Annotated in this window: 24 protein-coding genes; 14 read left to right on the forward strand and 10 right to left on the reverse strand. The window is 71.1% G+C overall.

The features are described 5' to 3' along the window. From C1A38_RS26730 to ku, 3 genes are all read right to left on the reverse strand, one after another. The coding region (locus tag C1A38_RS26730) for an SCO6745 family protein (protein WP_102660496.1) at positions 1–669 on the reverse strand (669 nt) is incomplete at its 3' end. A gap of 48 nt (positions 670–717) precedes the next feature. Further along, positions 718–1,362, reverse strand: coding sequence for an FKBP-type peptidyl-prolyl cis-trans isomerase (locus C1A38_RS26735; protein ID WP_233197038.1), 645 nt, complete (start codon positions 1,360–1,362; stop codon positions 718–720). 172 nt (positions 1,363–1,534) lie between these two features. After that, positions 1,535–2,554 carry a non-homologous end joining protein Ku gene (gene ku, locus C1A38_RS26740; RefSeq protein ID WP_102660480.1) on the reverse strand — a complete coding sequence of 340 codons (1,020 nt, stop codon included), beginning with the start codon at positions 2,552–2,554 and terminating at the stop codon, positions 1,535–1,537. A gap of 85 nt (positions 2,555–2,639) precedes the next feature. Here ku and ligD (C1A38_RS26745) point away from each other — a divergent pair, with 85 nt between their 5' ends. The 3 genes from ligD (C1A38_RS26745) (at position 2,640) to C1A38_RS26755 (ending at position 5,329) form a co-directional block, all read left to right on the forward strand. After that, positions 2,640–3,581 carry a non-homologous end-joining DNA ligase gene (gene ligD, locus C1A38_RS26745; protein ID WP_102660497.1) on the forward strand — a complete coding sequence of 314 codons (942 nt, stop codon included), beginning with the start codon at positions 2,640–2,642 and terminating at the stop codon, positions 3,579–3,581. After that, positions 3,571–4,485, forward strand: coding sequence for a non-homologous end-joining DNA ligase (gene ligD, locus C1A38_RS26750; RefSeq protein ID WP_102660481.1), 915 nt, complete (start codon positions 3,571–3,573; stop codon positions 4,483–4,485). The genes ligD (C1A38_RS26745) and ligD (C1A38_RS26750) overlap by 11 nt, the downstream gene beginning before the upstream one ends. A 91-nt stretch (positions 4,486–4,576) precedes the next feature. Then, positions 4,577–5,329: a TIGR03089 family protein gene (locus tag C1A38_RS26755; RefSeq protein WP_102660482.1), complete on the forward strand. Its 753-nt coding sequence runs from the start codon at positions 4,577–4,579 to the stop codon at positions 5,327–5,329. Positions 5,330–5,509: 180 nt separating this feature from the next. Here C1A38_RS26755 and C1A38_RS26760 read toward each other — a convergent pair whose 3' ends face one another. Further along, entirely contained in the window at positions 5,510–6,493 is a 984-nt protein-coding gene (locus C1A38_RS26760; RefSeq protein ID WP_233197039.1) for an esterase-like activity of phytase family protein, read from the reverse strand. Between the two features lie 84 nt (positions 6,494–6,577). On the opposite strand from C1A38_RS26760, the gene C1A38_RS26765 reads away from it, so the two are divergent. Continuing rightward, the gene (locus C1A38_RS26765) at positions 6,578–6,823 is read left to right on the forward strand and encodes a toxin HicA (RefSeq protein WP_233197040.1); all 246 of its coding nucleotides are present in this window, start codon (positions 6,578–6,580) and stop codon (positions 6,821–6,823) included. Next, positions 6,823–7,167 carry a type II toxin-antitoxin system HicB family antitoxin gene (locus tag C1A38_RS26770; RefSeq protein ID WP_102660484.1) on the forward strand — a complete coding sequence of 115 codons (345 nt, stop codon included), beginning with the start codon at positions 6,823–6,825 and terminating at the stop codon, positions 7,165–7,167. Before C1A38_RS26765 ends, C1A38_RS26770 begins: the two co-directional genes overlap by 1 nt. Before the next feature lie 18 nt (positions 7,168–7,185). On the opposite strand, the gene C1A38_RS26775 is transcribed toward C1A38_RS26770, so the two are convergent. After that, the gene (locus C1A38_RS26775; RefSeq protein WP_102660485.1) at positions 7,186–8,865 is read right to left on the reverse strand and encodes a DNA repair helicase XPB; all 1,680 of its coding nucleotides are present in this window, start codon (positions 8,863–8,865) and stop codon (positions 7,186–7,188) included. A 429-nt stretch (positions 8,866–9,294) separates the two neighbouring features. Between C1A38_RS26775 and C1A38_RS26780 the strand changes: the two genes are divergently transcribed. Next, complete coding sequence (locus tag C1A38_RS26780) at positions 9,295–9,534, forward strand: hypothetical protein (RefSeq protein WP_013731107.1); 240 nt, start codon at positions 9,295–9,297, stop codon at positions 9,532–9,534. A 15-nt stretch (positions 9,535–9,549) separates the two neighbouring features. Here the strand turns inward: C1A38_RS26780 and C1A38_RS26785 are convergent, their stop codons facing one another. Further along, positions 9,550–12,024, reverse strand: coding sequence for a helicase-associated domain-containing protein (locus C1A38_RS26785; protein WP_102660486.1), 2,475 nt, complete (start codon positions 12,022–12,024; stop codon positions 9,550–9,552). A gap of 87 nt (positions 12,025–12,111) precedes the next feature. Between C1A38_RS26785 and C1A38_RS26790 the strand changes: the two genes are divergently transcribed. Together C1A38_RS26790 and C1A38_RS26795 are read left to right on the forward strand one after the other, a co-directional pair. Then, positions 12,112–12,735: an HAD family hydrolase gene (locus tag C1A38_RS26790; RefSeq protein WP_102660487.1), complete on the forward strand. Its 624-nt coding sequence runs from the start codon at positions 12,112–12,114 to the stop codon at positions 12,733–12,735. A 28-nt stretch (positions 12,736–12,763) separates the two neighbouring features. Beyond that, positions 12,764–13,150, forward strand: a complete 387-nt coding sequence (locus C1A38_RS26795) for a cold-shock protein (RefSeq protein WP_013731110.1) — start codon at positions 12,764–12,766, stop codon at positions 13,148–13,150. Here C1A38_RS26795 and C1A38_RS26800 read toward each other — a convergent pair. The 3 genes from C1A38_RS26800 to C1A38_RS26810 all read right to left on the reverse strand — a co-directional run bounded on the left by C1A38_RS26800 (position 13,111) and on the right by C1A38_RS26810 (position 16,424). Continuing rightward, positions 13,111–13,959, reverse strand: coding sequence for a 1,4-dihydroxy-6-naphtoate synthase (locus tag C1A38_RS26800; protein WP_102660488.1), 849 nt, complete (start codon positions 13,957–13,959; stop codon positions 13,111–13,113). The two genes, C1A38_RS26795 and C1A38_RS26800, sit on opposite strands and share 40 nt — an antisense overlap. 168 nt (positions 13,960–14,127) lie before the next feature. Further along, entirely contained in the window at positions 14,128–14,781 is a 654-nt protein-coding gene (locus C1A38_RS26805) for a futalosine hydrolase (RefSeq protein ID WP_102660489.1), read from the reverse strand. After that, positions 14,778–16,424 carry an MFS transporter gene (locus C1A38_RS26810; RefSeq protein ID WP_102660498.1) on the reverse strand — a complete coding sequence of 549 codons (1,647 nt, stop codon included), beginning with the start codon at positions 16,422–16,424 and terminating at the stop codon, positions 14,778–14,780. The genes C1A38_RS26805 and C1A38_RS26810 overlap by 4 nt, the downstream gene beginning before the upstream one ends. Positions 16,425–16,511: 87 nt before the next feature. On the opposite strand from C1A38_RS26810, the gene C1A38_RS26815 reads away from it, so the two are divergent. Next, positions 16,512–17,348, forward strand: coding sequence for a DUF3027 domain-containing protein (locus C1A38_RS26815; RefSeq protein ID WP_102660490.1), 837 nt, complete (start codon positions 16,512–16,514; stop codon positions 17,346–17,348). 37 nt (positions 17,349–17,385) lie between these two features. On the opposite strand, the gene C1A38_RS26820 is transcribed toward C1A38_RS26815, so the two are convergent. Continuing rightward, entirely contained in the window at positions 17,386–17,628 is a 243-nt protein-coding gene (locus tag C1A38_RS26820; protein WP_233197041.1) for a DUF2530 domain-containing protein, read from the reverse strand. An 89-nt stretch (positions 17,629–17,717) separates the two neighbouring features. Here C1A38_RS26820 and C1A38_RS26825 point away from each other — a divergent pair, with 89 nt between their 5' ends. The 5 genes from C1A38_RS26825 to thpR form a co-directional block, all read left to right on the forward strand. After that, entirely contained in the window at positions 17,718–19,193 is a 1,476-nt protein-coding gene (locus tag C1A38_RS26825) for an NCS2 family permease (protein WP_102660492.1), read from the forward strand. Positions 19,194–19,302: 109 nt separating this feature from the next. Further along, on the forward strand, positions 19,303–19,752 hold the full coding sequence (locus C1A38_RS26830) for a MarR family winged helix-turn-helix transcriptional regulator (RefSeq protein WP_043719449.1): 450 nt from the start codon (positions 19,303–19,305) through the stop codon (positions 19,750–19,752). 78 nt (positions 19,753–19,830) lie between these two features. Then, positions 19,831–21,108 (forward strand): MFS transporter, encoded by a 1,278-nt coding sequence (locus tag C1A38_RS26835; protein ID WP_102660493.1) that lies wholly within the window; start codon positions 19,831–19,833, stop codon positions 21,106–21,108. A gap of 84 nt (positions 21,109–21,192) precedes the next feature. Next, positions 21,193–21,696, forward strand: coding sequence for a hypothetical protein (locus C1A38_RS26840; protein ID WP_102660494.1), 504 nt, complete (start codon positions 21,193–21,195; stop codon positions 21,694–21,696). 151 nt (positions 21,697–21,847) lie between these two features. After that, the coding region (gene thpR, locus C1A38_RS26845; protein ID WP_102660495.1) for an RNA 2',3'-cyclic phosphodiesterase at positions 21,848–22,380 on the forward strand (533 nt) is incomplete at its 3' end.

Raw genomic sequence — 22,380 nt, forward strand, 5'->3', positions numbered from 1 at the left:
CGCCGCGTACTTCCAGATCACGTACGGCCAGCCCCGGCGCATCGCGGTCAGCCAGCCACGGGTGGTCAGGCGGGACTGGACCTGTGCCCACTCGTGGTCGGACCAGCCTCGGCCCTGCAGGGACTGTGCCGCCATTCCGTCCGCCACCCGCCAGGCCAGCGCCTCGACCGGGTCCAGGTCGGCGGCGACCAGCGCGGCCACATGCCCGTCGCCGCGATGCTCACGTAGCGTCGTCGCCGCCTGCCAGAGCCGGGCCAGCGGATAGTCGCCGCGCGGCAGGGCGGCGTTGGCCGCCCCGAGCACCCGCCCGGGGGCCGTACCGACCCCCTCGGCGGCGGCTTCGAGCAGCTCCGCGGCCTCCGCCAAGTGCCGCTCGGGCAGCTCGTACGTCAACTCGGCGAGCGCCTGCACCGCACCGGTCAGCCGGGCCCGCAGCGCCTGCTCCGGGTCGGCCAACTGCCAGATCGACGGCAGGGCCCGGGCAACCATGTGCGGGGCGAAGGTGTAGAAGGCGGCCACCACCGGCGCCGGGCCGACCGGCCCCAGCGGCGCGGCCCGGCCCGCGAAATAACCACGCCAGTACCCGCGCAGCCCGACCGCCTCGTACGCGGCCCGGGCACGCGGATGGAAGTAGGTGACGGCGTGCACCGGCTCGAAACAGGTCCACATCAACCGGGCAGCCTGTGCCGGGTCGTCCCACGCCGTCACCGCTACCCCCTACTGGGCGGCGAGGATGTCGACCACGAAGCGCAGCGGGCCACCCGGACGTCCACCGGCACCGTCGCCGTACGCCTGCTCGGCCGGGATGTCCAGCTGCACCCGGCTGCCCACGGTCACCCCGACCAGGCCCCGGTCCCAGCCCTCGATGACCTGTCCGACACCGATCGGGAAGGTGGCCGGCTCACCCCGGCTCCACGAGGAGTCGAACTCCTCGCCGTTCTCGTAGAACACCCCGATGTAGTTGACGGTGATCGACTGGCCCGCCTCGACCTTCGGGCCGGTGCCCTCGATCAGCGGAGTCACGACGAGCTTGTCGAGCTTGCCCTCACCGGCCTTAACCTCCGGCTGGGTGCCCAGCGCCGGGTCGGCCCCCTCGGGCAACTGCGGGACGGGCGGCGTGTCCTGGGGGGCACCCTGCGTCGGCGTGGCCGACGGCTCACCGGCGACCTGCTCGGGCTCGTCGCCGCCGCGCTGGCCGATCATCACGAACACGGTGATCAGCACCGCGACCACGGCCACGGCGGCGAACGCGCCGGCCCAGGCCTGCTTGCGGCGTTTGGCCTCGGCTGCCTTCTGTTCGGCCAACTGTTCGGCCAACCGCCGCCGTGCCTTGCTTTCCTGCCCGCCCGCGTGCTCGCTCACGTCCTCGACTCCCTGCGCAGAGGTGGATGCGTCCGGCCACGGACGCCGTCGCCGACACACGGTACCTGGTGGCCGGCGCGGTTCCGACGGTCGATCGTGACCAGTGGGACCGCAGAGGGTCGTTGGGACGCATGTGGGGCCTGCGGGCCGCACAGATCACGGCCGGAGCGGGTCAGGCGGTCTTGCGGGCAGCCTTCTTCGGAGCGGCCTTCTTGGCGGCCTTCTTCTCCGCCGCCTTGGGGGCGGCCTTCTTGGCGGTCTCGGTCTTCTTGGCGGTCTCGGCCTTCTTCGGAGCGGCCCTCTTGGCGGCGGCCTTCTTCGCCGGGGCCTTGGCCGCCGCCTTCTTCTGCTGGGCGGAACGCGCCGAGGTGATCGGGGTCGGCTCGCCGGCGCCACCACCGGCCGGTTCCTCGCCCCGGGCCGCGCGGGCCCGCTCGACCGACGCCTTCAGCGCGGCCATCAGGTCGACTGCGGCGGCCGGGGCCTCCTCGGCCTCCTCCGGCTGCACCACCTCGCGGCCCTCCACCTTGGCGTCGATGACCTCCTGCAACGCCGCCCGGTAGTCGTCGGTGAACTCGTCCGGATGGAAGTCACCGGCCATCGAGTCGATCAGCGAGGTGGCCATGGCCAGCTCCGGCGGGCGGATCTTCAGGTCCTCGTCGAGGAAGCCGAAGTCCGGCTTACGGATCTCGTCCGGCCAGAGCATGGTGTTCAGCAGCAACACCCCGTCGCGGACCCGCAGGGTGGCCAACTGCTCCCGCTGGCGCAACGCCACCTTGACTATCGCCACCCGCTCCGAGTCGGTCAGGGCGTCGCGCAGCAGCAGGTACGGCTTGGTCGCGGTGCCCTCCGGCTCCAGGAAGTACGCCTTGTTGTAGAGGATCGGATCGACCTGCTCGGCCGGCACGAACTCCAGCACGTCGATCGCGTGCGAGGTGGTCAACGGCAGATCGGCGAAGTCCTCATCGGTGAGAATGACCATCTCCCCGCCACCGATGTCGTAGCCCTTGGCGATGTCGTCATAGCTGACCTCCTCGCCGCAGACCTGGCAGGTGCGCTTGTACCGGATCCGTCCGCCGTCCTCCCGGTGCACCTGGTGGAACCGGATGTCCTTCTCCTCGGTCGCGGAGTACAGCTTCACCCCGATCGAGACCAGACCGAACGACACGGCTCCCTTCCAGATGGCCCGCATCCCGTACTCCCTTCGCCGGTATCGACCATGCTCGCACCCGAGCGAACGTGACGCGAGGTGTTCGGCCTGGTACTACAGTCGGATGGTGCCCGGCGCGCCGCTCAAACCGATGCTCGCGATGACCGGGCAACTCCCGGTCGGTGCCGGCTGGGCGTACGAGTTCAAGTGGGACGGCGTACGCGCCCTGGCGGACATCGCCGCTGGTCGGCAGCACCTGTACGCCCGCTCCGGTGTGGAGATCACCGCCGCCTACCCGGAACTGATCACGCTCGCCGAGCAGGTCGACGACGCACTGCTCGACGGTGAGGTGGTCCTCTTCGACCAGGCGGGACGCCCGTCATTCACCGCACTCGCGGAGAGGATGCACGTGCGGGACCGGGCGAAGGCGGCCCGCCTGGCGGCGACCGTCCCCGTCACGTACATGATCTTCGACCTGCTCCGGTTGCGGGGCGAGGACCTCACCGGCTGGCCGTACGCCCGCCGCCGGGAGGCCCTCGACGAGCTGGGCCTGGGTGCGGCGCGGTGGGCGGTGCCACCTGTCTTCTTCGACGGCGCGGCCACCTACTCCGCCGCCGGTGAGCACGGCCTGGAGGGGGTGATGGCCAAACGGGTCGACTCGACCTACCGACCCGGGGTGCGCTCACCGGACTGGGTGAAGGTCAAACTGGAGGTGACCGGCGACTTCGTGGTCGGTGGCTGGCGGCCCGGCGCCCGCAAGATCGGTGGGCTGCTGGTCGGGGTGCCCGGTGCCGACGGACGACTCACCTACCGGGGTCGGGTCGGCGGCGGCATCGGCGCGGCGATCGAACGGGAACTGCTGCGCGAGCTGGAGCCGCTGCGCACTCCCACCTCGCCGTTCGCCGCCGGTGTGCCGCGCGAGGATGCCCGGGGCGCGATCTGGGTAACCCCACAGGTGGTGGTGGAGGTGAAGTACGGCCAGCGCACCCCGGACGGGCGGCTGCGGTTCCCCCGGATCCTGCGGCTGCGACCGGACAAGCCGGCCGAGGAGGTCGACGATGCCAGCTGACCGGTTCCGGGTCGAGGTGCAGGGCCGCACCCTGGACCTGTCCAACCTGGACAAGGTGCTCTACCCGCAGGCCGGCTTCACCAAGGGCGAGGTGATCGACTACTACACCCGGATCGCCCCGGTGCTGCTGCCGCACCTGGCGGACCGGGCGCTGACCCGGATCCGCTACCCGAACGGAGTCGACGGCAACTCGTTCTTCGAGAAGAACGCCCCGGCCGCAACCCCCTCCTGGGTACGCACCGAGAACCTGCCCGCCCCCGGGTCGAGCAAGGGACGGGAAACCATCGACTACGTGGTCGCCGACGACCTGCCCACCCTGGTCTGGTTGGCCAACCTCGCCGCGCTGGAACTGCACACTCCGCAGTGGAAGATCGGCGAACACCCCGACCTGATGGTGGTCGACCTGGACCCGGGTGCCCCGGCGTCGCTGAAGCAGTGCTGCCAGGTGGCGCTGCTGCTGCGCGACCGGCTCGCCGCCGACGGGGTGGACGCGTACCCGAAGACCTCCGGCAAGAAGGGCATGCAACTGAGCTGCCCGATCGCCGGTACCCAGTCCTCCGACGACGTGTCGGGCTACGCCCGACGGATCGCGCAGGAGTTGGAACGTGAACACCCGAAGCTGATCGTGTCGAAGATGGCGAAGAACCTCCGACCCGGCAAGATCTTCATCGACTGGAGCCAGAACAACGCGGCGAAGACGACTGTCGCGCCGTACTCGCTGCGCGCCCAGCCGGTACCGTCCGTCTCCGCGCCGTTGACCTGGGACGAGGTCGCCGCCGGTGCGGCCGGCAAGCGCCCGTCGTCGCGGCCGTACACCGCAGGCGAAGTGCTGAGCCGAGCCGACGAACACGGCGACCTGCTCGCCCCCCTGCTCGACCCCGGCCCTGCGCTGCCCGAGCGGTAAGGAAGGGCACCTTATTAACGCCTCCGGTAGAGGAAGGGCCCCTTGTTAACGCCGCTGGACAGGTCGGCGCGGTAAGAGTAGGAAGTGCGGTATGTCTGCTGCGCTGCCCGTGCTGTCCGCCGTCGGCCTCGCCGAGCGGGACCAGCCGCTGATCACCTACCTCGATCACCGGACCGGGCAGCGCCAACAGCTGACCGCCGCCGAGCTGGGCGAGTGGTCGGCGCGGGCCGCCGGGCTGCTGCGTGACGGCTGCGGCCTGACGCCGGGTAGCCGGGTGGCGGTGCTGCTGCCGCCGCACTGGCGTACGGCCGCGGTTCTGCTGGGTGCCTGGGCGGTCGGGCTGGAGGTGTCGTTCCGGCCGCGCGCCACCGCCGGGCTACCGGTGCTTGAGCCCGGCGGCGACCGACCGTACGACGCGGTCCTGGTCACGCCGGAACGGCTCGACGACTGGCTGGAGGACGTACCGGACGGGCTGCACCGCTACCTTGTCGGCACCGCCCCGGAACCCCTGGCCGACGTGCCGGCCGGCTGGCTCGACTGGTCGACCGAGGTGCTGCGGCACGACGCCGCCCCGACCGACCGCCCCCTGCTGCAGGCCACCGACCCGGTCAGCCCGGACGGCACCACCTACAGCCAGTGGGGCGGGCTGGCGCGGGAGCTGGCCGACAGCTGGGACCTGCGGGTAGGTGACCGCCTGCTGGTCGACGTCGCCGAGCACGACCTGCCGCTGAAGTGGCTGCTAGCGCCCCTGTCGGCCGGAGCGTCGGTGCTGCTCTGCGCCAACCTCGACCCCGCCGACCGGGACGCCGTAGCCGCCGCCGAGCAGGTCACCCGCATCCTCTAGATCCGCCGCCGCGCCCACCATGCCCCGAATCAGGGGCCGACCAAACCCGCCCCACCTCCGCTAACCGGGCCGGATCACCGCCACCGTTACGGCGTAACGGCGGTATCCAGGCTGGCAGGAAACCACCATTACGCCGTAACGAAGTTGATCAAGCGGATTGCCGAACCGCGCCTCAAGCCGTCAGCGGCGGCCGAAGACCTTCGCGCTGGGGCCGAGGCGGAGCAGTACCGTCTCGCCGGTCGCGTCCTGCACACCGTCGTTGTCGGTGATCGCGTACACCTGGCCGTTGCCGGCCACGGTCAGACCTTCCAGCTTCTCCTGCGCCCAGCCGTTGTCGGCCCGCAGCGCGGGGAGGACGTCCAGGGCGAGCCGCTTCGGCAGCACCCGCAGCGGGCCGGGGGCGGCCGGGCCGGTGGGCAGTTCCACCGTGTAGATCCGCTTGACCGCGGCGGCTGGGCCGTTGAGCTTGTCGCGTTCGATCACAGCCAGCCGATCGCCGACCACTGTCACCTCGGACAGCCCCATCCAGTCGCCCGGCACCGAGGTGCGCTCCAGCCGGTAACCGAACCAGCTCCACGTGCCGGTGCTGACGTCGTACCGGCCGATGCGGACCACGCCCGCCGGGTCGGTGGCGACCTCCCGCTGCAGCACCGCCCAGACGATCTCCCGGCCCCGCTTGTCGGTGGTCGCGGTGACCCCCTCGAAGCCCTGCTTGCCCAGGCCGGCGGCGACGTCGGCGGGCAGCGGCACGACCTGCCGGGTCACCCCGGCGGCGTCGACCCGGACCAGCTTGTTGCCGGGACCGGTGGCACCCTCGACGGCCAGCCAGAAGCCGCCCTGCGGGCGGGCGAAGATGCCTTCGGCGTCGTAGCCGACCGGCTCGCCGCGCTCGTCGCGGACCGGCAACGCGTTGATGATCACCGCCGGGTTCCTGCGGGCGTCGATGGTGAAGATCTGGGTCTTCGCGTACGCCGCATCGGCCACGCTGTAGAGCAGGTGCGGCTGCTTCGGGGCGGCGGAGAGGGCGCCGAGCGCACCCCAGCCGATCGGCGCGCCGGTGGCGTCCGGGCCGGAGACGATGCTCGGGAACCCGGGCGCAGCCTTGCCGAGCTGGTACAGCGTTGCGCCCCGGCGTGGGCCGTGCCGGTGATGGCGAGCACACATGAACGACGGACGAACATCCCCAGGCCGCAGGAGGAGCCGGTTGAGTGGTTGGAGACATGGTACCGCTGGTAGTACCATGGTGCTGTGCCGTCCATAGACAAGCTCGTTGCAGCGATGCGAAAGAGTCAGCAGAACATCGCCTACAACGATCTCTATAGGGTGTGCGAACACTACTTCGGGAAGCCACGGCAAGCCGGCACCTCCCATGCGGTGTTCAAGATGCCCTGGGCGGGAGATCCACGCGTCAACATCCAGAACGACAAAGGCAAGGCAAAGGTGTACCAGGTCCGGCAGGTACTCAGGGCGATCGACAAGAAGGAGGCCATGTGATGCAACCCGATCCCCACCCCGAGATCACCCACTACACCTACCGTGTCACCTGGTCCGCCGAGGATCGCGAGTTCGTTGCCACCGTTGCCGAGCTTCCCTCGCTGTCCTGGCTGGCTCCCTCGCAGGTCGAGGCTCTGCAAGGGCTTCAGGAGCTGCTGCGTGAGGTTATCGAGGACATGCAGGACCAGGGTGAGCAGGTGCCGCTGCCGTTCGCGGAGCGCAGCTATTCGGGCAAGTTCAACCTGCGCGTCGGGGAGAGCCTGCACCGGGAACTCGCCATCCAGGCCGCAGAGGACGGCCTGAGCCTCAACCAGTACGTCCTGCGCAAACTCCGAGCCGCCTGACCGGCCGAGCCCTGCCGTTCAGTCGAACGAGGGCAGCGTCGGGCCGAGGACGTCGTCGGCGTCGACGATGGTGTACGCGTACCCCTGCTCGGCGAGGAAGCGCTGGCGGTGGGCGGCGTACTCGGTGTCGATGGTGTCCCGGGAGACGACCGTGTAGAAGTGCGCCTGCCGGCCGTCGGCCTTGGGCCGCAGCACCCGGCCCAGCCGTTGCGCCTCCTCCTGCCGCGAGCCGAAGGTGCCCGACACCTGGATCGCCACCGCCGCCTCGGGCAGGTCGATGGAGAAGTTCCCCACCTTGGAGATCACCAAGGTACGCAGCGACCCGGAACGGAACGCGTCGAAGAGCCGCTCGCGTTCCTTGTTGGTCGTCGACCCCTGCACGATCGGCGCGTCCAGGTATTCGCCCAGCTGGTGCAGCTGGTCGATGTACGCGCCGATGACCAGGGTCTGCTCCTCCGGATGCCGGTCCACAAGTGCCTTCACCACCGGCAGTTTGGTGCGGGCGGTGGCTGCCATCCGGTAGCGCTCCTCGGCCTCGGCGGTCGCGTACGACATCCGCTCGGCGTCGGTCAGGGTCACCCGTACCTCGGTGCACTGGGCCGGGGCGATCCAGCCCTGCGACTCGATGTCCTTCCAGGGGGCGTCGTAGCGCTTCGGGCCGATCAGGCTGAACACGTCGCCCTCCCGGCCGTCCTCACGGACCAGGGTGGCGGTCAGGCCCAGCCGGCGGCGGGCCTGGAGGTCGGCGGTGAAGCGGAAGATCGGCGCGGGCAGCAGGTGCACCTCGTCGTAGACGACAAGGCCCCAGTCGCGGGCCCCGAACAGGTCCAGGTGGGTGAACGCGCCGCCGCGACGCGAGGTCAGCACCTGGTACGTGGCGATGGTGACCGGCCGGATCTCCTTGCGCTCGCCGGAGTACTCGCCGATCTCCTCCTCGGTCAGCGAGGTACGGGCGATCAGCTCGCGTTTCCACTGTCGACCGGCGACGGTGTTGGTGACCAGGATCAGCGTGGTCGCCTTCGCCTCGGCCATCGCCGCCGCACCGACGAGCGTCTTGCCGGCGCCGCAGGGCAGTACCACCACGCCCGAGCCGCCGGCCCAGAATGCCTCCACCGCCTCGCGCTGGTACGACCGCAGCGTGAACGGCTTGCCCCCGTCCTTGCCGGACTCGGCCAGCTCGATCGGGTGCGCCTCGCCGTCGACGTACCCGGCCAGGTCCTCCGCCGGCCAGCCGAGCTTGAGCAGGGCCTGCTTGAGTCGGCCACGTTCGGACGGATGCACCGCGATGGTGTCGTCGTCGAGCTTGGCGCCGAGCATCCCGGCGAGCTTCTTGCTCTTGGCGACCTCGATCAGCACCATTCGGTCCAGGGCGCGCAGCACCAGCCCGTGCACCGGGTCGTTGGCGAGTTGGAGTCGGCCGTACCGGTCCATGGTCTCGGCCACGTCGACCAGCAGGGCGTGCGGCACCGGGTAGCGGGAGTACTTGATCAGGGCGTCCACCACGCCCTCGGCGTCGTGGCCGGCGGCGCGGGCGTTCCACAACCCGAGCGGGGTCAGCCGGTAGGTGTGCACGTGCTCGGGGGAGCGTTCCAGCTCGGCGAAGGGCGCGATGGCCATCCGGCAGGCCTGCGCGTCGGGATGGTCGATCTCCAGCAGCAGCGTCTTGTCCGACTGGACGATCAGGGGTCCACCGCTCACGCCGAATCTCCTCCTCCGTACGGCCGATCGGGTCGGCACGGTAGGTGCCTGACCTGCCACCGGGCGACCATCCAGTGTTACACGCAGAAACCGGCACGAAGAATGCGTACGCGGGCTGCAACCTTTTCCGATCGGAACCACGTCTTGCTACTGGGGAGACGACTGTCGTGACCGGTTGGTCACTCGTCTCCCAGGTCGGCGCGGTGCGTGCGCGTTCGATCCGCGATCAGGCGGGCCAGGAAGCGGGGGCCCTTGCCGCCGTCGCGGACAAGCCAACGGGGGCGAGCGGCACGCCCGGGCCGACCTTCCGCCGGATTCGGCGTACTCGTCGACGGGTAGAAGCCGCCGGGGCCGGTCGGCGCGGTGCTGGCCGGTTGCCGCCCGGGATGACACTCTGGGATGACAGGCCGGACCGTACGGGGAGGGCAGATGTCCGTTGACCAGGAACTGATCCTTGAACGCGACAAGGCCGAGTCCGCGGAACCCGTCTCCACCGCGACAGTGGTGGCGTACGCGGTCGTCGGGGCGCTGCTGTTCGGCTGGTTCCTGTTCGGCTGGCTCGTGCTCCAGCAGGGTTTCATCGATTCGGTAGGCGAAGCCGCCGGCACCGGCTTCGCCCTGCTGCTGATCGTGGCGATCGTCGGTTCGGTGCGCCGCAGCCGGCGCTGACCGGCGCCCCGGAGGTCACTTCTCCAGCACTGCCGCAGTGATCCGGTGCAGCGCGAAGGTGTGCAGCATCTCCGTCCGCTCGTCCTCGGCACGCAGGTAGCCGGCGCCGAGGGAGACCGGGCGGACCAGCCGGGACGCGGTCGCCCCGTGCGCGTCGACGTAGCCGACCCAGACCAGCGCCTTGTCGCGGATCGCCTGTTGCAGCACGGCCAGGGCGTCGGCGTGACTGTGTGCGGGGGCCGGACCGGTCGAGGCTGCGGATCCGCGTACCGCTGCGGGAGCCCGCCGGGCCGCCCGGGCCGTGGCATCGCCCCGGCGGATCTGCTCGACCACCCCGAGCAGGCGGGGCAGCGGCAGGCGCGCGGTGGTGAGCGGGTCGATCGCCCGGGTCGCCACCGACACCCGCGCGGCGGCCCGTCGGGCCCTGGCCCGGGTCAGTACGGCCGTGCCGGTGGCGTCCTCGGCGACCGGCGCGTAGCCGGCCTCCCGCAGCACCGCCAACATCCGGCCGCTCTGGTACGGGGTGACGAGCACCGTCGGCGCGAGTCGACGCAGCGTCAACTCCTCGACCCGCCGGTCGGCAAGCAACTCGGTCAGCAACGCCTCGTCGTCGCTGCGCAGGTACGCCCCGGCCGAACCGACCCGCAGCCCACCGTGCCGGCGGGCCACGTCGTCGACCAGGTACGTCAACCCCTGCGGGATCGGGGTGCGGGAGCGGCGACGGAACAGCTCGTGCAGGTCGTCGGCCGAGTAGCCGGCGTCCAACGCCCGGCGCACACTGCCCGAGGTCACCCGGTACACGCTGGCCCCACCGGCGGACTCGGGTTCGGCTATCGCGTCCAGTTCGGCGGCGAGCGCCGGCTCCGCCGGCCCGGGAACCACCACGGTCAGGTCCGCCTGCACCAGGAAGTGATCCACCGGGGCGGGCAGCAGGCCGTCCAGCACCCGTACCGCGGTGCCACCGGCGTCCTCGCTCTCGTTACGCAAGCCGAGCGGGTCGTCGCTGTCCCGCTCCTCGGCCGCGGTCGCCTCGGCCACCAGCAGCCGCCCGTACGAGGTGAGCGCCCCCAGCCCGGTCACGCCCAGCGTTGTCGCCTCGGCGAGCACCTCCCGGTGGGCGGCCTCCCGGCCCCGGCTGCGACGCGGGGCCCGCCAGTCGAGCAGCGCCAGCACCTCGTCGACGGTGGGTGCGGCGGCCGGTTCCAGGTCGGCGAGCACGCCGAGCACCGCCCGTCGGGCGGCCGGCGCACCGGCCCGTTCCGCCTCGGCGGAGAACACCGTGATCGGCCGGTCCCGGTCGTCGCGCTGGCCGATGAGCCCCACCTGGCGGGTCATGGTCAGCCAGGCGCGGGCCAACTGCTCCCAGCGTTGGGCCAGCGAACCGGCCCGCCACAACTCGTATCCGGCGGTGGGCAGCACCTGCTGGTCCGCGCCGTACCGGCTGGCGCTTGCGGACAGTTCCATCTCGCCGGCCAGACCGGCCGCGTACGCCACCTCCAGCAGCAGCGCCGCCGTCGGTTCGTCAAGCCCGGTGACGCGGGCCAGTCGCCGCAGATCACGGACGCCGATGCCGCCGGAACGCAGCACCGGCGCCGGTTCGGCGGCCAACTGCTCCAGCAGCGCCTCGGTGTGGCGTACCACCTCCATGGTCTGCCCGGCCCCGGCGGAGTCGACGGCCTTCGGTTCGCGTGGCGTGCTGGCCACCGGCGGCGGGCCGGCGCTCAGCGGTCCCAGCGGGCCGGTGTCGCGGCGCAGCAGCAACCCGATCTCCCGGGGCAGCTCGACCATGCCGCTGGTGCCGCCCTTACCGCCGGCGACCCGCACCAGCAGTCGGTGGTCGACCAGCCAGCGCACCGGAGAACCGGTGGGTGCCCCACCGTTTGTCTCGTCGGGAGGCAGCTCGTCGTCGCTGCCGGTCGCCGGGGCCTGCAACGCGCCGGGCGGCACGCTGCCGACCGGTGGCCCGGCCGCCAGCCGGTCCAGGATCGCCCGCGCCGACGGCGGTGCGGCAAGCAGGGTCCGGCGCAGCTTCGCCGGGTCCGCGCAGAGTGCGGCCGTGCGTGCGTCCAGCTCCGCCGCCGGACGGCCGAGCCCCGCCGGGTACGGGGAGATCTCGTCGATGCCGCCGACGAGCTGCAACTGATGGTCGGGGCCGTACACCAGGAAACGCGCCCGCAGCCGGTCGATGGCGGCCCGGACGGAGGTGGGCGCGGGTGGGTGGGGGCCGGTGGTGGCCAGGGCGAGGACCCCGTCGACCGAGGTGGTGCCGTCGACCGGATCACGGGTCAACCGGGCGGCATCCATGATCTGGAGGGTGAACTGGTCCAGCCCGTCCAGGGCGCGCGACACCGAAACCCGTGACTGGGCCCGGATGGCCAGCGCGGCGACGTCGGCGGGGACCGGCACGACGAGGTCGGGCCGCAGTTGCAGCAACGCGGCCAGGGACTCGTCGGGCAGCGACCGTAGGTGGTCGGCGAGTGAGGTGCTCATTGTCGTTCCACGCTAGCCCGGCCGGGCCGGGTTGCGCCCACCGGACGACCGGGCTGCCCTGGGGGCCGACCGGGTAGCTTTCCCAGAATGCCCCTTCTGACAGTCGGGTTCGACCTCGACATGACCCTGGTCGACTCCCGTCCCGGCATCGCCGCGACCTACCGCGCGCTGACCGCACAGACCGGTGTTCCCGTCGACGCCGAGGCGGCGGTGTCCCGGCTCGGTCCGCCACTGCGCACCGAGATCGCCCGCTGGTTCCCGGCCGAGCAGGTCGACGAGGCGGTTCGCATCTTCCGGGAGCTCTACCCGGCGTACGCGATCACGCCGACGGTGCCGTTGCCCGGCGCCCGGACCGCCCTGGACGCGGTACGCGAGCGCGGCGGGCGGGTGGTCGTGGTCACCTCGAAGCTCGGTCGGCTGGCCAGGCTGCACCTGGACCATCTCGGGCTGGCCGTGGACGAGCTGGCCGGGGACCTGTTCGCCGAGGAGAAGGCGGCGGCGCTGCGCGAGCACGGTGCGACATACTATGTCGGCGATCACGTGGCGGACATGGTGGCCGCCAAGGCTGCGGCCGTGCCCGGAATCGCGGTCGCGACCGGCCCGTGTTCCGTCGATGAGCTGCGCGCGGCCGGCGCCGCGGCGGTGCTGCCCGATCTCACCGGATTCCCGGCGGCACTCGACGGCATGATCCGGCTAGCCTTGACGCAGTAGATGTCTCAAGCGAAGCAGGGGATTTCAGGTGCCTACGGGTCGAGTGAAGTGGTACGACGCGACCAAGGGATACGGGTTCGTCACCAGTGACGAGGGTGGCGACGTGTTCCTGCCAAAGGCCGCGCTACCGGCGGGTGTCACCGACCTGAAGGGCGGCCAGCGCATCGACTTCAGTGTGGTCGACAGCCGGCGCGGCACGCAGGCGATGGGTGTCAAGCTGCTGGAGGCCCCGCCGTCCGTGGCGGAGCTGCGCCGCCGTCCGGCCGAGGAGCTGCACGGCCTGGTCGAAGACATGATCAAGGTGCTGGAGGCGAAGGTCCAGCCGGACCTGCGCCGGGGTCGCTTCCCGGATCGCAAGACGGCCCAGAAGATCGCTCAACTGGTCCACGCGGTCGCCCGCGAGCTGGAGGTCTGAGGCACGAGCCCGGCGTCGGCGGCCCGGCCGAGCAGCGCCTCGACGGCAGCGAACCCGGCGGATCCCAGGTCGGCGGTGAACTCGTTGACGTAGAGGCCGATGTGCCGGTCCACCACGTCGGGCTCCATCTCCTGGGCGTGCTCCAGCACGTACGCCCGACTGGCCGCCGGGTCGGCCCAGGCCTGCCGGACCGACTCCTGGATCCATCCGGCGGCCTGCTGCGGGTCGACCACGCCGCGTCGGGCCAGGATGGCCCCGAGCGGGATCGGCAGGCCGGTGTCGCCTTCCCACCACTCGCCCAGGTCGACAAGCGCGGTCAGCCCGTGGCGCGGGTAGGTGAAGCGGGCTTCGTGGATCACCAGCCCGGCGTCGTACCGCCCAGCGGCGACGCCGGGCATGATCTCGTGGAACGGCACCACCTCGATGCGCCGGGGGGTTCTTCCGGCCGACCAGAGCCGGAACAGCAGGTACGCCGTGGTCCGGTCGCCGGGCACCGCCACTGTGGCGTCGCGCAGATCGGTGCGGTCCGGCCCGCCGTCGCGATCGGCCCGGGTCAGCACCAGCGGCCCACAGCCACGCCCCAGCGCACCGCCGCAGGGCAGCAGGTGGTAGTCGTCCAGCAGCCACGGCAGCGCCGCGTAACTCACCTTCACCAGGTCGAACGCGCCGCGCTCGGCGGCCGTGTTGGTCACGTCCACGTCGGCGTACGTCACCTCGACCGCCGGCGCCCCGGGCACCTGCCCGTGCACCAGCGCGTGGAAGACGAACGTGTCGTTGGGGCAGGGCGAGATCGCCATCGAGAGCGCCACGTCCCCACCGTATCCCCGCCTGGTCGGACGACGTCGAGTGGCAGGCGGGCCGCGCCTGCCCGGTCACATCCCACAGCCGGCTGTCCACTTGTCCACAGGGTTGTCCACAGGTGGACGGGTGGGGCGAGTGGCCTGGTGGCAGCGGACCAGGCCCAGCTGATCGACCGGTCAGCGTAGGGCGAGGGTGGCGGCGGTGGTCAGGGCGGCGAGTGCGTCGCCCAGTCGCCAGGCGTCGCGGTCGCGCGGGCCGATCGGGTTCGAGATGGTACGCAGTTCGACGAAGGCGATGCCGGCATGACGGGCCGCGACGGCCACGCCGTACCCCTCCATGGCCTCGGCCACCGCGTCCGGGTGCCGTCGGCGTAGCGCCTCGGTGCTGGCCGCGGTGCCGGTCACGGTGTTGACGGTAAGCACCGGGCCCACGGTGGCCGACGGCAACGCCGTACGCAGGGTGGTCAGCAGTTCCGCGTCGGCGGACACGGCCGGGCCGCAGCCGAGAAGCTCGGCCGGCATGCCCAACTCGTCGATGGGGATGAAGCCGTCGGGTGACTCCGCGCCCAGGTCGGCGGCGACGGATCGGCTGCCGAGCACCGTGTCGCCGACCGCCACCCGGTCGGCGAAGCCGCCGGCCACGCCCGCGCTGACCACCCCACGGTACGGTCGGCCGGCAGCCTCGGCGAAGGCGAGCAGTCGGGCCGTCGCCGCACCGGCGACGGCCGGTCCCACGCCGACCGGGACCACCACGACTGTCGAACCGTCGAGGCCGGCCTGGATCGCCTCGGCCTCGGCGGGTACCGCGGTGACCACGAGCAGATCGGTCACGACACCGACCCTGGCGAGCTGCGCCGCGGCTCGTCCTCACCGCTGCCGGACCCGGTCACCGTCGAGGAGGGCCGGTAGATGTGGAAGCCCGGCGGCGCCAGATCCGGCTCCGGCGGGGTCGAACCGCCCTGGACGGGAGCGGGGGAGGTGGGCGCGTTGTCCTCGGCGTTCTCGGCTGCCTTCCGGTCCCGGTCGGCCTGCTCCTTGGCGGCCCGGGCGTCGGCGTCCCGCTCCGTCTCCGTCAGTTCCTCGTCGGTCAGCGGCCGGCCACAGAGCCGTTCGGCGCGCAACCGGTGCGCCATCAGCAGCCCTCGCGCGGCGGCCAGCACCCCGACCCCGGCGGCGACGGCGATGCCGATCCGACCATGGAAAGGTACGAGTCCCAGCCCGCCGCCGGCCACGAAGGCGAGCATCAACACCGTCTCGGAGTGGGCGAAGGAGCTGGCCCGGAGCCGTTCCGGGATGCGTTCCTGGATCGAGGCGTCCACGGCGAGCTTCGCGATGCCGCTCATCATCGCGGCGACCACGCAGAGCAGGGTGACCATCAGCAGGGAGAAGTACAACGTGGCGAAGACGGCCACCCCGGCCACGATGATCATGCCGCTGGACTGGAGCGCGGTCGGCCGGTGGATGCGTAGTCGGGTGCCGAGCGCGGTGGCCAGGAAGGTGCCGACGGCCAGTGCCCCGCCGACCAGGCCCAGCGCACCCTTGTCACCCAGGTCGCGGCCGAACAACACAGTGGTCAGGTCGCCGGCCTTGATGGTGAAGGCCAGGAAGAGCAGCAGGAAGCCGTAGAGCGCGCGTAGTGTCGCCGCCCCGATCAGGTTCGAGATCACCAGGCGGCCGGCGGGACGTCCCCGTCCCAGCGGGCGGTCGCCGGTGGCTCGTCGCAGCGCCCGCAACGGTCGGGGCACCCGCTCGGGTGGTTCGGAGTCGGCCCTGGGCGGCAGCCGCAGGGCGATCACCATGCCGACCAGGAAGATGACCGAGGCGACCCGTAACGGCCACTGCGCCCCGAACCAGAACGCGGCCAGGCCGATCGGCGCGACCAGGGCACCGGCGACCGTGCCGTACACGCTGGCTCGGGCGCCGACCTGGGACAGGCCGAGCCCTTCGGGCAGGAGCCGGGGAACCGCCGCGGAGCGGGCCACCCCGTACGCCCGGGACAGCGCGAGCACCCCGAAGGCCGCCGGATAGAGCCCGAAGCCGTGGATGTAATCGGAGATCATCCAGGCCAGGAACGCCCGGCCGAGCATCGTCGTGGCCAGGGCGTACCGCCGGCCGTGCCGGAAGTGGTCGAGCAGTGGCCCGACCACCGGGGCGAGCATGGCGAACGGCACCATGGTCACCAGCAGGTAGAGGGCGACCTTGCTGCGGGCCTCGCCGAGCGGAACGTTGAAGAAGATCGTGCCGGCCAGGCCGATGGCGATCAGGGTGTCCCCGGCGCAGGAGACCGCATGCAGATCGAACAGGCGGACCATGCCGGTCTCGCCGCCGGCACCCCGGGCCCGGGCGCGGGCGGCGCTGTGCGTCACCCAGCGGCCACCGTTGACCGACCCGCGGAACAGCAGCCGAATGGCACGGATGCCGGTGCCGACGGTCCGCCCCAGGAGGGACCGCTCGGAGTGGGAGGACAGCGGCATGGCACCCATCCTGACCTATCGTCTGGCCGGATGCCGCACCACCGTCGGAGAACACCTCCGGGGAGTGCCTCACGGTCGGCCCCACCCATGGGGAACAATGGTTGGGTGACCAGGCCTGTCTCCGCCCGCGCCGCTCGTCTCGACCAGGTCTGCGCCGCCGCCGTCGAGGTGGCGCGTGCCGGCATCACCGAGGTGGACGCCACCGAAGTCGGTGAACATCTCCAGGCTGTCGCCGAGGGCGATCGGCTCGTCACCCACTACTTCGAATGCCTGCTTGCCGGCTATCGCGGCTGGCGGTGGGCGGTCACGGTGACCCGGGTGCCGCGCAGCCGTACCGTGACGATCTGCGAGACCGTGCTGCTGCCCGGGCCGGACGCGCTGCTCGCGCCCGGCTGGCTGCCGTGGCAGGAGCGGCTCAAGCCCGGTGATCTCGGTCCGGGTGATCTGCTGCCCACGCCCGCCGACGACGATCGACTCGCGCCCGGCTACCTGCTCTCCGACGACCCGGCGGTGGAGGAGACCGCCTGGGAGTTGGGCCTGGGCCGGGCCCGGGTGTTGTCGCGGGAGGGACGGGCCGAGGCGGCCCAGCGCTGGTACGACGGCGACCACGGCCCGTCGGCGCCGATCTCCACCTCCGCCCCGGCCGCCGCGCGGTGCGGCACCTGCGGTTTCTACCTGCCGCTCGCCGGGCAGTTGCGGCAGTGCTTCGGTGTCTGCGGCAACTTCTACGCCCCGGACGACGGCCGGGTGGTCAGCACCGACCACGGCTGTGGTGCGCACTCGGAGACGCTTGTCGAGGCCGAGACGGCGGTGGAGGAGGTGCCCGCCGTCTACGACGACAGCGCGGTGGAGCCGATGTCGGTATCCCGGGCACCGGGGTCGGTCGAGTCGGGTGAGCCTGCGGAGCCGTACGGCCACTCCTGATCAACCACGCTCGGTCGTCCGGCCGGGATGGTGGCGGTCAGTTGGCGGCGCGGCGGCGGCGTCGGTGGGCGTCGTGCCGCATCATCACGGCCAGACCGGGGAAGCCCCACAGAAAGCCGGCAAGGCAGATCCAGAGCCAGTCCTCGTTCCCGCTCGCGGCCAGCCGGTCCCGGAAGAGGAGCAGCACCACCCCGGCCACCGCCCACGCGACAATGCCGGCCAGCGCGAACGGCACCATCGGCGGATCGAGTGGTTCAGGACGCGGCTGCTGCTTCGGCACCTGCTCAGAGTACGCGACAGAACTTCCGGGACCGCCTGCCATCTGGGACGATGCGCGCGACGACCTGATCATTCGCTGTGAGGTTCCTGATGTCAGTAGCGCCGCTCGACAACACACCGCCCGACCCCAGTCGGCCGGTCAGCCGCTTCGACCGGTACTTCGAGGTCACCGCGCGTGGCTCGACGATGACCCGCGAGCTACGGGGTGGTCTGGCCACCTTCTTCACGATGGCGTACATCGTGGTGCTCAACCCGCTCATCCTCGGCGGTGCCGTCGACGGTGACGGCAAGGCCCTCGCGATTCCGGCGATCGCCGCGGCCACCGCGCTGGTCGCCGGTCTGATGACCATCCTGATGGGCGTGGTCGGCCGGTTCCCGCTGGCCGTCGCCGCCGGCCTCGGCGTCAACGCCCTGGTGGCGTACGAGATCGCGCCGCAGATGACCTGGGCCGATGCCATGGGCCTGGTGGTGATCGAGGGTGTGATCATCGCGGTGCTGGTGCTGACCGGCCTGCGTACCGCCGTGTTCCGCTCGGTGCCGACCCAGATGAAGACGGCCATCGGCGTCGGCATCGGCCTGTTCCTGACCATCATCGGTCTGGTCGACGCCGGTTTCGTCCGCCGCATCCCGGACGCGGCGAACAGCACCGTGCCGCTCGGTCTGGGCATCGGTGGCAAGCTCGCCAGCTGGCCGACGCTTGTCTTCGTGCTGGGTCTGCTGCTGACCCTGGTGCTTGTGGTACGCCGGGTCAAGGGCGCGATCCTGATCGGCATCTTCAGTTCCACCGCGCTGGCCATGGTGGTGGAGGCGCTCGGCAACGTCGGCCCGTCCTTCGTCAACGGCGTGCCGAACCCGAAGGGCTGGTCGCTGAACGTCCCGACCCTGCCCAGCAACCCCGTCGACCTGCCGGATCTGTCGCTGCTCGGTCAGTTCAACGTGCTCGGCTCCTGGGGGCGGGCCGGCTGGCTGGTCGTGTTGATGTTCATCTTCACCCTGCTGGTCACCGACTTCTTCGACACCATGGGCACGATGGTCGCGGTCGGGCAGGAAGGGAGCATGCTCGACGAGCAGGGCACCCCGCCGCGTACGAAGGAGATCCTGCTCGTCGACTCGATCGGCGCGGCGGCCGGCGGCGCGGCAAGCGTCTCCAGCAACACCGCGTACATCGAAAGTGCCGCAGGTGTCGCGGAGGGTGCCCGGACCGGCGTGGCGAACCTGGTCACCGGCGCGCTGTTCCTGCTGGCCATGTTCCTGGCCCCGCTGGTGGTGGTCGTGCCGTTCGAGGCGGCGTCCGTCGCGCTTGTGGTGGTCGGCTTCCTGATGATGACCGCGGTGCGGACCATCGACTGGTCCGACTACGAGATCGCCATCCCGGCGTTCCTCACCATCGTGTTGATGCCGTTCACCTACTCGATCTCCAACGGCATCGGTGCCGGCCTGATCACCTACGTGGTGATCAAGCTGGCCAAGGGCAAGGCCCGCGAGGTCCACCCGTTGCTGTACGCAGTGGCGGCACTGTTCGTGGTGTACTTCCTGCGCGGTCCCATCGAGGCGCTGGTGTTCTGACGTTCTTCCGAACCCGGGCCAGGTGTGATCCGCTCATACCTGGCCCGAGTCGGGTGAGAGTGGTCATATTCGCTGCGGTCCGGCAAGCTCATTAGTTAGGCTAACTATCGTGACGGAGCGGACGGTGACGGCGCAGAGCATGCCACCGGCGCAGCTGGCCCATCAGCTGCGTGATGCGATCACCCGGCTCAACCGGCGGGTCCGCCAGGCCCGGCCGGTAGGTGACCTGACGGTCACCCAGTTGTCCGCGCTCACCAGCATCCGGCTGGGTGGAGCGCTCACGCCGCGGGAACTCGCCGACGTCGAACGGGTGCAGCCACCGACGATGACCAAGATCGTCGCGAAGCTGGAGGAGCGCGGCCTCGTGCAGCGCACCCCCCACCCGACCGACGGCCGGCAGGTGATCCTCGCGGTGACCGCGGGGGGCCAGGCCGTGCTCGACCAGTTCGAGCGGGTCCGAGATGAATGGCTGGCCCGCCGGCTGACCGAGCTGAGCGATGCCGACCGGGAGACTCTGCAACACGCCGCAGAGATTCTCCAGCAGATCTCCCGCGCCTGACGCCGCACACCCGAGTGTGCTTCGCGCCGCGCCGTCCGTTGTCGACGACGCGTACCACCGCGAGGAGGCGCACCGAGAGTGCAGGCACGGTTGAGCACGATGTTCCAGTCCTTACAGGTCCGCAACTACCGGCTTTTCGCATCCGGGCAACTGGTCAAACTGATCGGCGTCTGGATGATGTTCATCGCCCAGGACTGGCTGGTCCTCGAGCTTTCCGACGACTCGGCCACCGCGCTCGGTGTGGTGGTCGCGCTTCAGTTCACCCCCGTACTGCTGCTCACGCTGATCTCCGGCCGGCTCGCCGACCGGTACGACAAGCGGATGCTCCTCTTCGTCGCCAACGCCTTCTGGACGGTGCTGTCGCTGGCGATGAGCGTGCTTGTCATCACCGGCCTGGTCCAGCTCTGGCACGTCTTCGTCTTCGCTGCCCTGCTCGGTGTGGCCAACGCGGTGGAGACCCCGGTCCGGCAGGCGTTCGTCTCCGAACTGGTCGGCACCCGGCTGCTGCCCAACGCGCTCTCGCTCAACGCGGCCGTCTTCAACTCCGCCCGGATAGTCGGACCGGCCGTCGCCGGCCTGGCCATCGCGGCGTTCGACGTCGGGCCGGTCTTCATGGTCACCGCGCTCAGCTCGATCGCACCCCTGGTCACGGTGATCCAGATGCGGTCGTCCGAGCTGAACCGCCCTCCGCTGCTCCCGCGTGAGGAACGGGCCGCCGCCACCGTGATGGACGGGCTGCGTTACGTGGGCCGACGTCCCGACCTGCTGCTGCCGATGGTGGTGATGTCGGTGATCGGGATGGCGCTGTTCAACTTCCAGCTCACCCTGGCGGCGCTGGCGAAGACCGTGTTCAACACCGGCGCGGCCTCGTTCGGCCTGCTCAGCACCACCCTCGCGGTCGGTGCGCTGGCCGGTGCCTTGGCCGGTACGGGTCGACGTAGTCGCCCGTCCGTCTGGTTGGTGCTCGGTGCCGCGATCGCCTGCGCCGTCTTCGGCACCCTCGTCGGGCTCGCGCCGACCTACTGGGCGGTCGTGGCGCTGCTGCCGCCGACCGGCTTCTTCATGGTCTACTTCGCCCAGGCTGCCAACCAGCGGGTCCAGCTCGGCACCGACGCCGCGTTCCGCGGTCGGGTGATGGCGCTGTGGGTGCTCGTGTTCCTGGGCACCAACCCGATCGGTGCGCCGCTGGTGGGTTGGGTCGCTGAGACCTTCGGTGCCGGCGTCAGCATCTGGGCCGGCGGCCTGGTCTCCCTCGCCACCGCCCTGCTCGCGCTGGCCTGGCAGCTGCGCCGCGACGGTGCCCGGGTGCGGTTCCGGGTCCTGCCGATGCCCCGCTTCTACGTCACCGAGGCCTGAGCGGGGCACCACGGTCGAGGCGGCCGGACGGTCAGATACTGAAAATCAGCAACGTGACGCTGCGCGACAGCATAACTTCGTTGGGTGGAGTTCCTGCGCTTGCTGCTGCTGTCCCTGGCGCTGGCCGCTGTGGTCTGCGTACCGGCGCTTATCGCACTCGTGGTCTGTGCCGACGAGGTCCTCGACCGTGTCACCTGCCGATTCGCCGAATGGCGGCAACGGGGACGGGAACGCCGCCTGATCACCCAGCTGAATCAGGCGGTGGCCGTCGAGGATCTCGCCGACCCTGACACCCTCGGCGCCCTCGACCGCCCCGACCGGCGACCGTTGGAGCAGCTCGCGGCGGACCTGCGCTGCCTGCGCCGGGACCGGGTCGGTGGTGCGGCAGTGGTGTGGCACAGCAGCGTCCTCGACGCGTACGACGACCGGCTCCGGTTGGCGTGCCGGGCGCTGGGCATCCCCGAACACCTGGCCGAGTTGACCGGCATCGACCAGCAGATCGAACGAGTCCGGATCGAGGGCGAACTGGACGCCGCCGGCCTGCGCCTGCCGGCCACCCGACCCGGCCAACACCAGCGCCACTCCTGAACAGGTGCGGGCGGATGCTCAACTCCTGAACGGCTGCGGGTTGGATCCTCAACTCCTGAACGGGTGCGGGTGGATGCTCACGTCGGCTGGTGTGCGCCGAGGCCGCTGCGGCCGGTCATCGCGTTCTCGTCCCAGCTGACATCCTGCGTCGGTGCGACTCTTCATCGCGGTCTATCCGCCCGCCGAAGCGATCGGGCACCTGTTCAGCGAGGTCGCCGGGCTGCGGCTCAGCGCGGCGGCAGCCGCCGGAACGAACGTACGGCTGGCCGACCCTGGTAAGGCCCACCTCACGCTCGCCTTTCTCGGCGAGGTCGATCCCACCCGGTTGCCCGCCGTGCAGCAGGCCCTACAGCTCGCCGTGGCCACGGCTCGCGGCGGCCCGCCGCCCATGCTGCGGCTAGGTGGCGGCGGCCGATTCGGGCAGGGCCGCAGCACCGTACTCTGGGTCGACGTGCACGGCGACGTCGATCGCCTGGCGACGTTGGCCGGAGAGGTCCGCGGCGAACTGGCCGCGATCGGAGTGCCCACCGACGACAAGCCGTTCCGCCCGCACCTGACCATCGGCCGCCCCGGCGACCGGATGCCACCCGACGACGTCGAAGCCGACCTGGCCGTACTAGACAACTACCTCGGCCCACCCTGGCCCGCTACCGAACTGGTACTGGTCCACACCCACCCCGGCCC

The sequence above is a fragment of the Verrucosispora sp. ts21 genome, assembly GCF_002879555.1.
GTDB classification, from domain to species: domain Bacteria; phylum Actinomycetota; class Actinomycetes; order Mycobacteriales; family Micromonosporaceae; genus Micromonospora; species Micromonospora gifhornensis.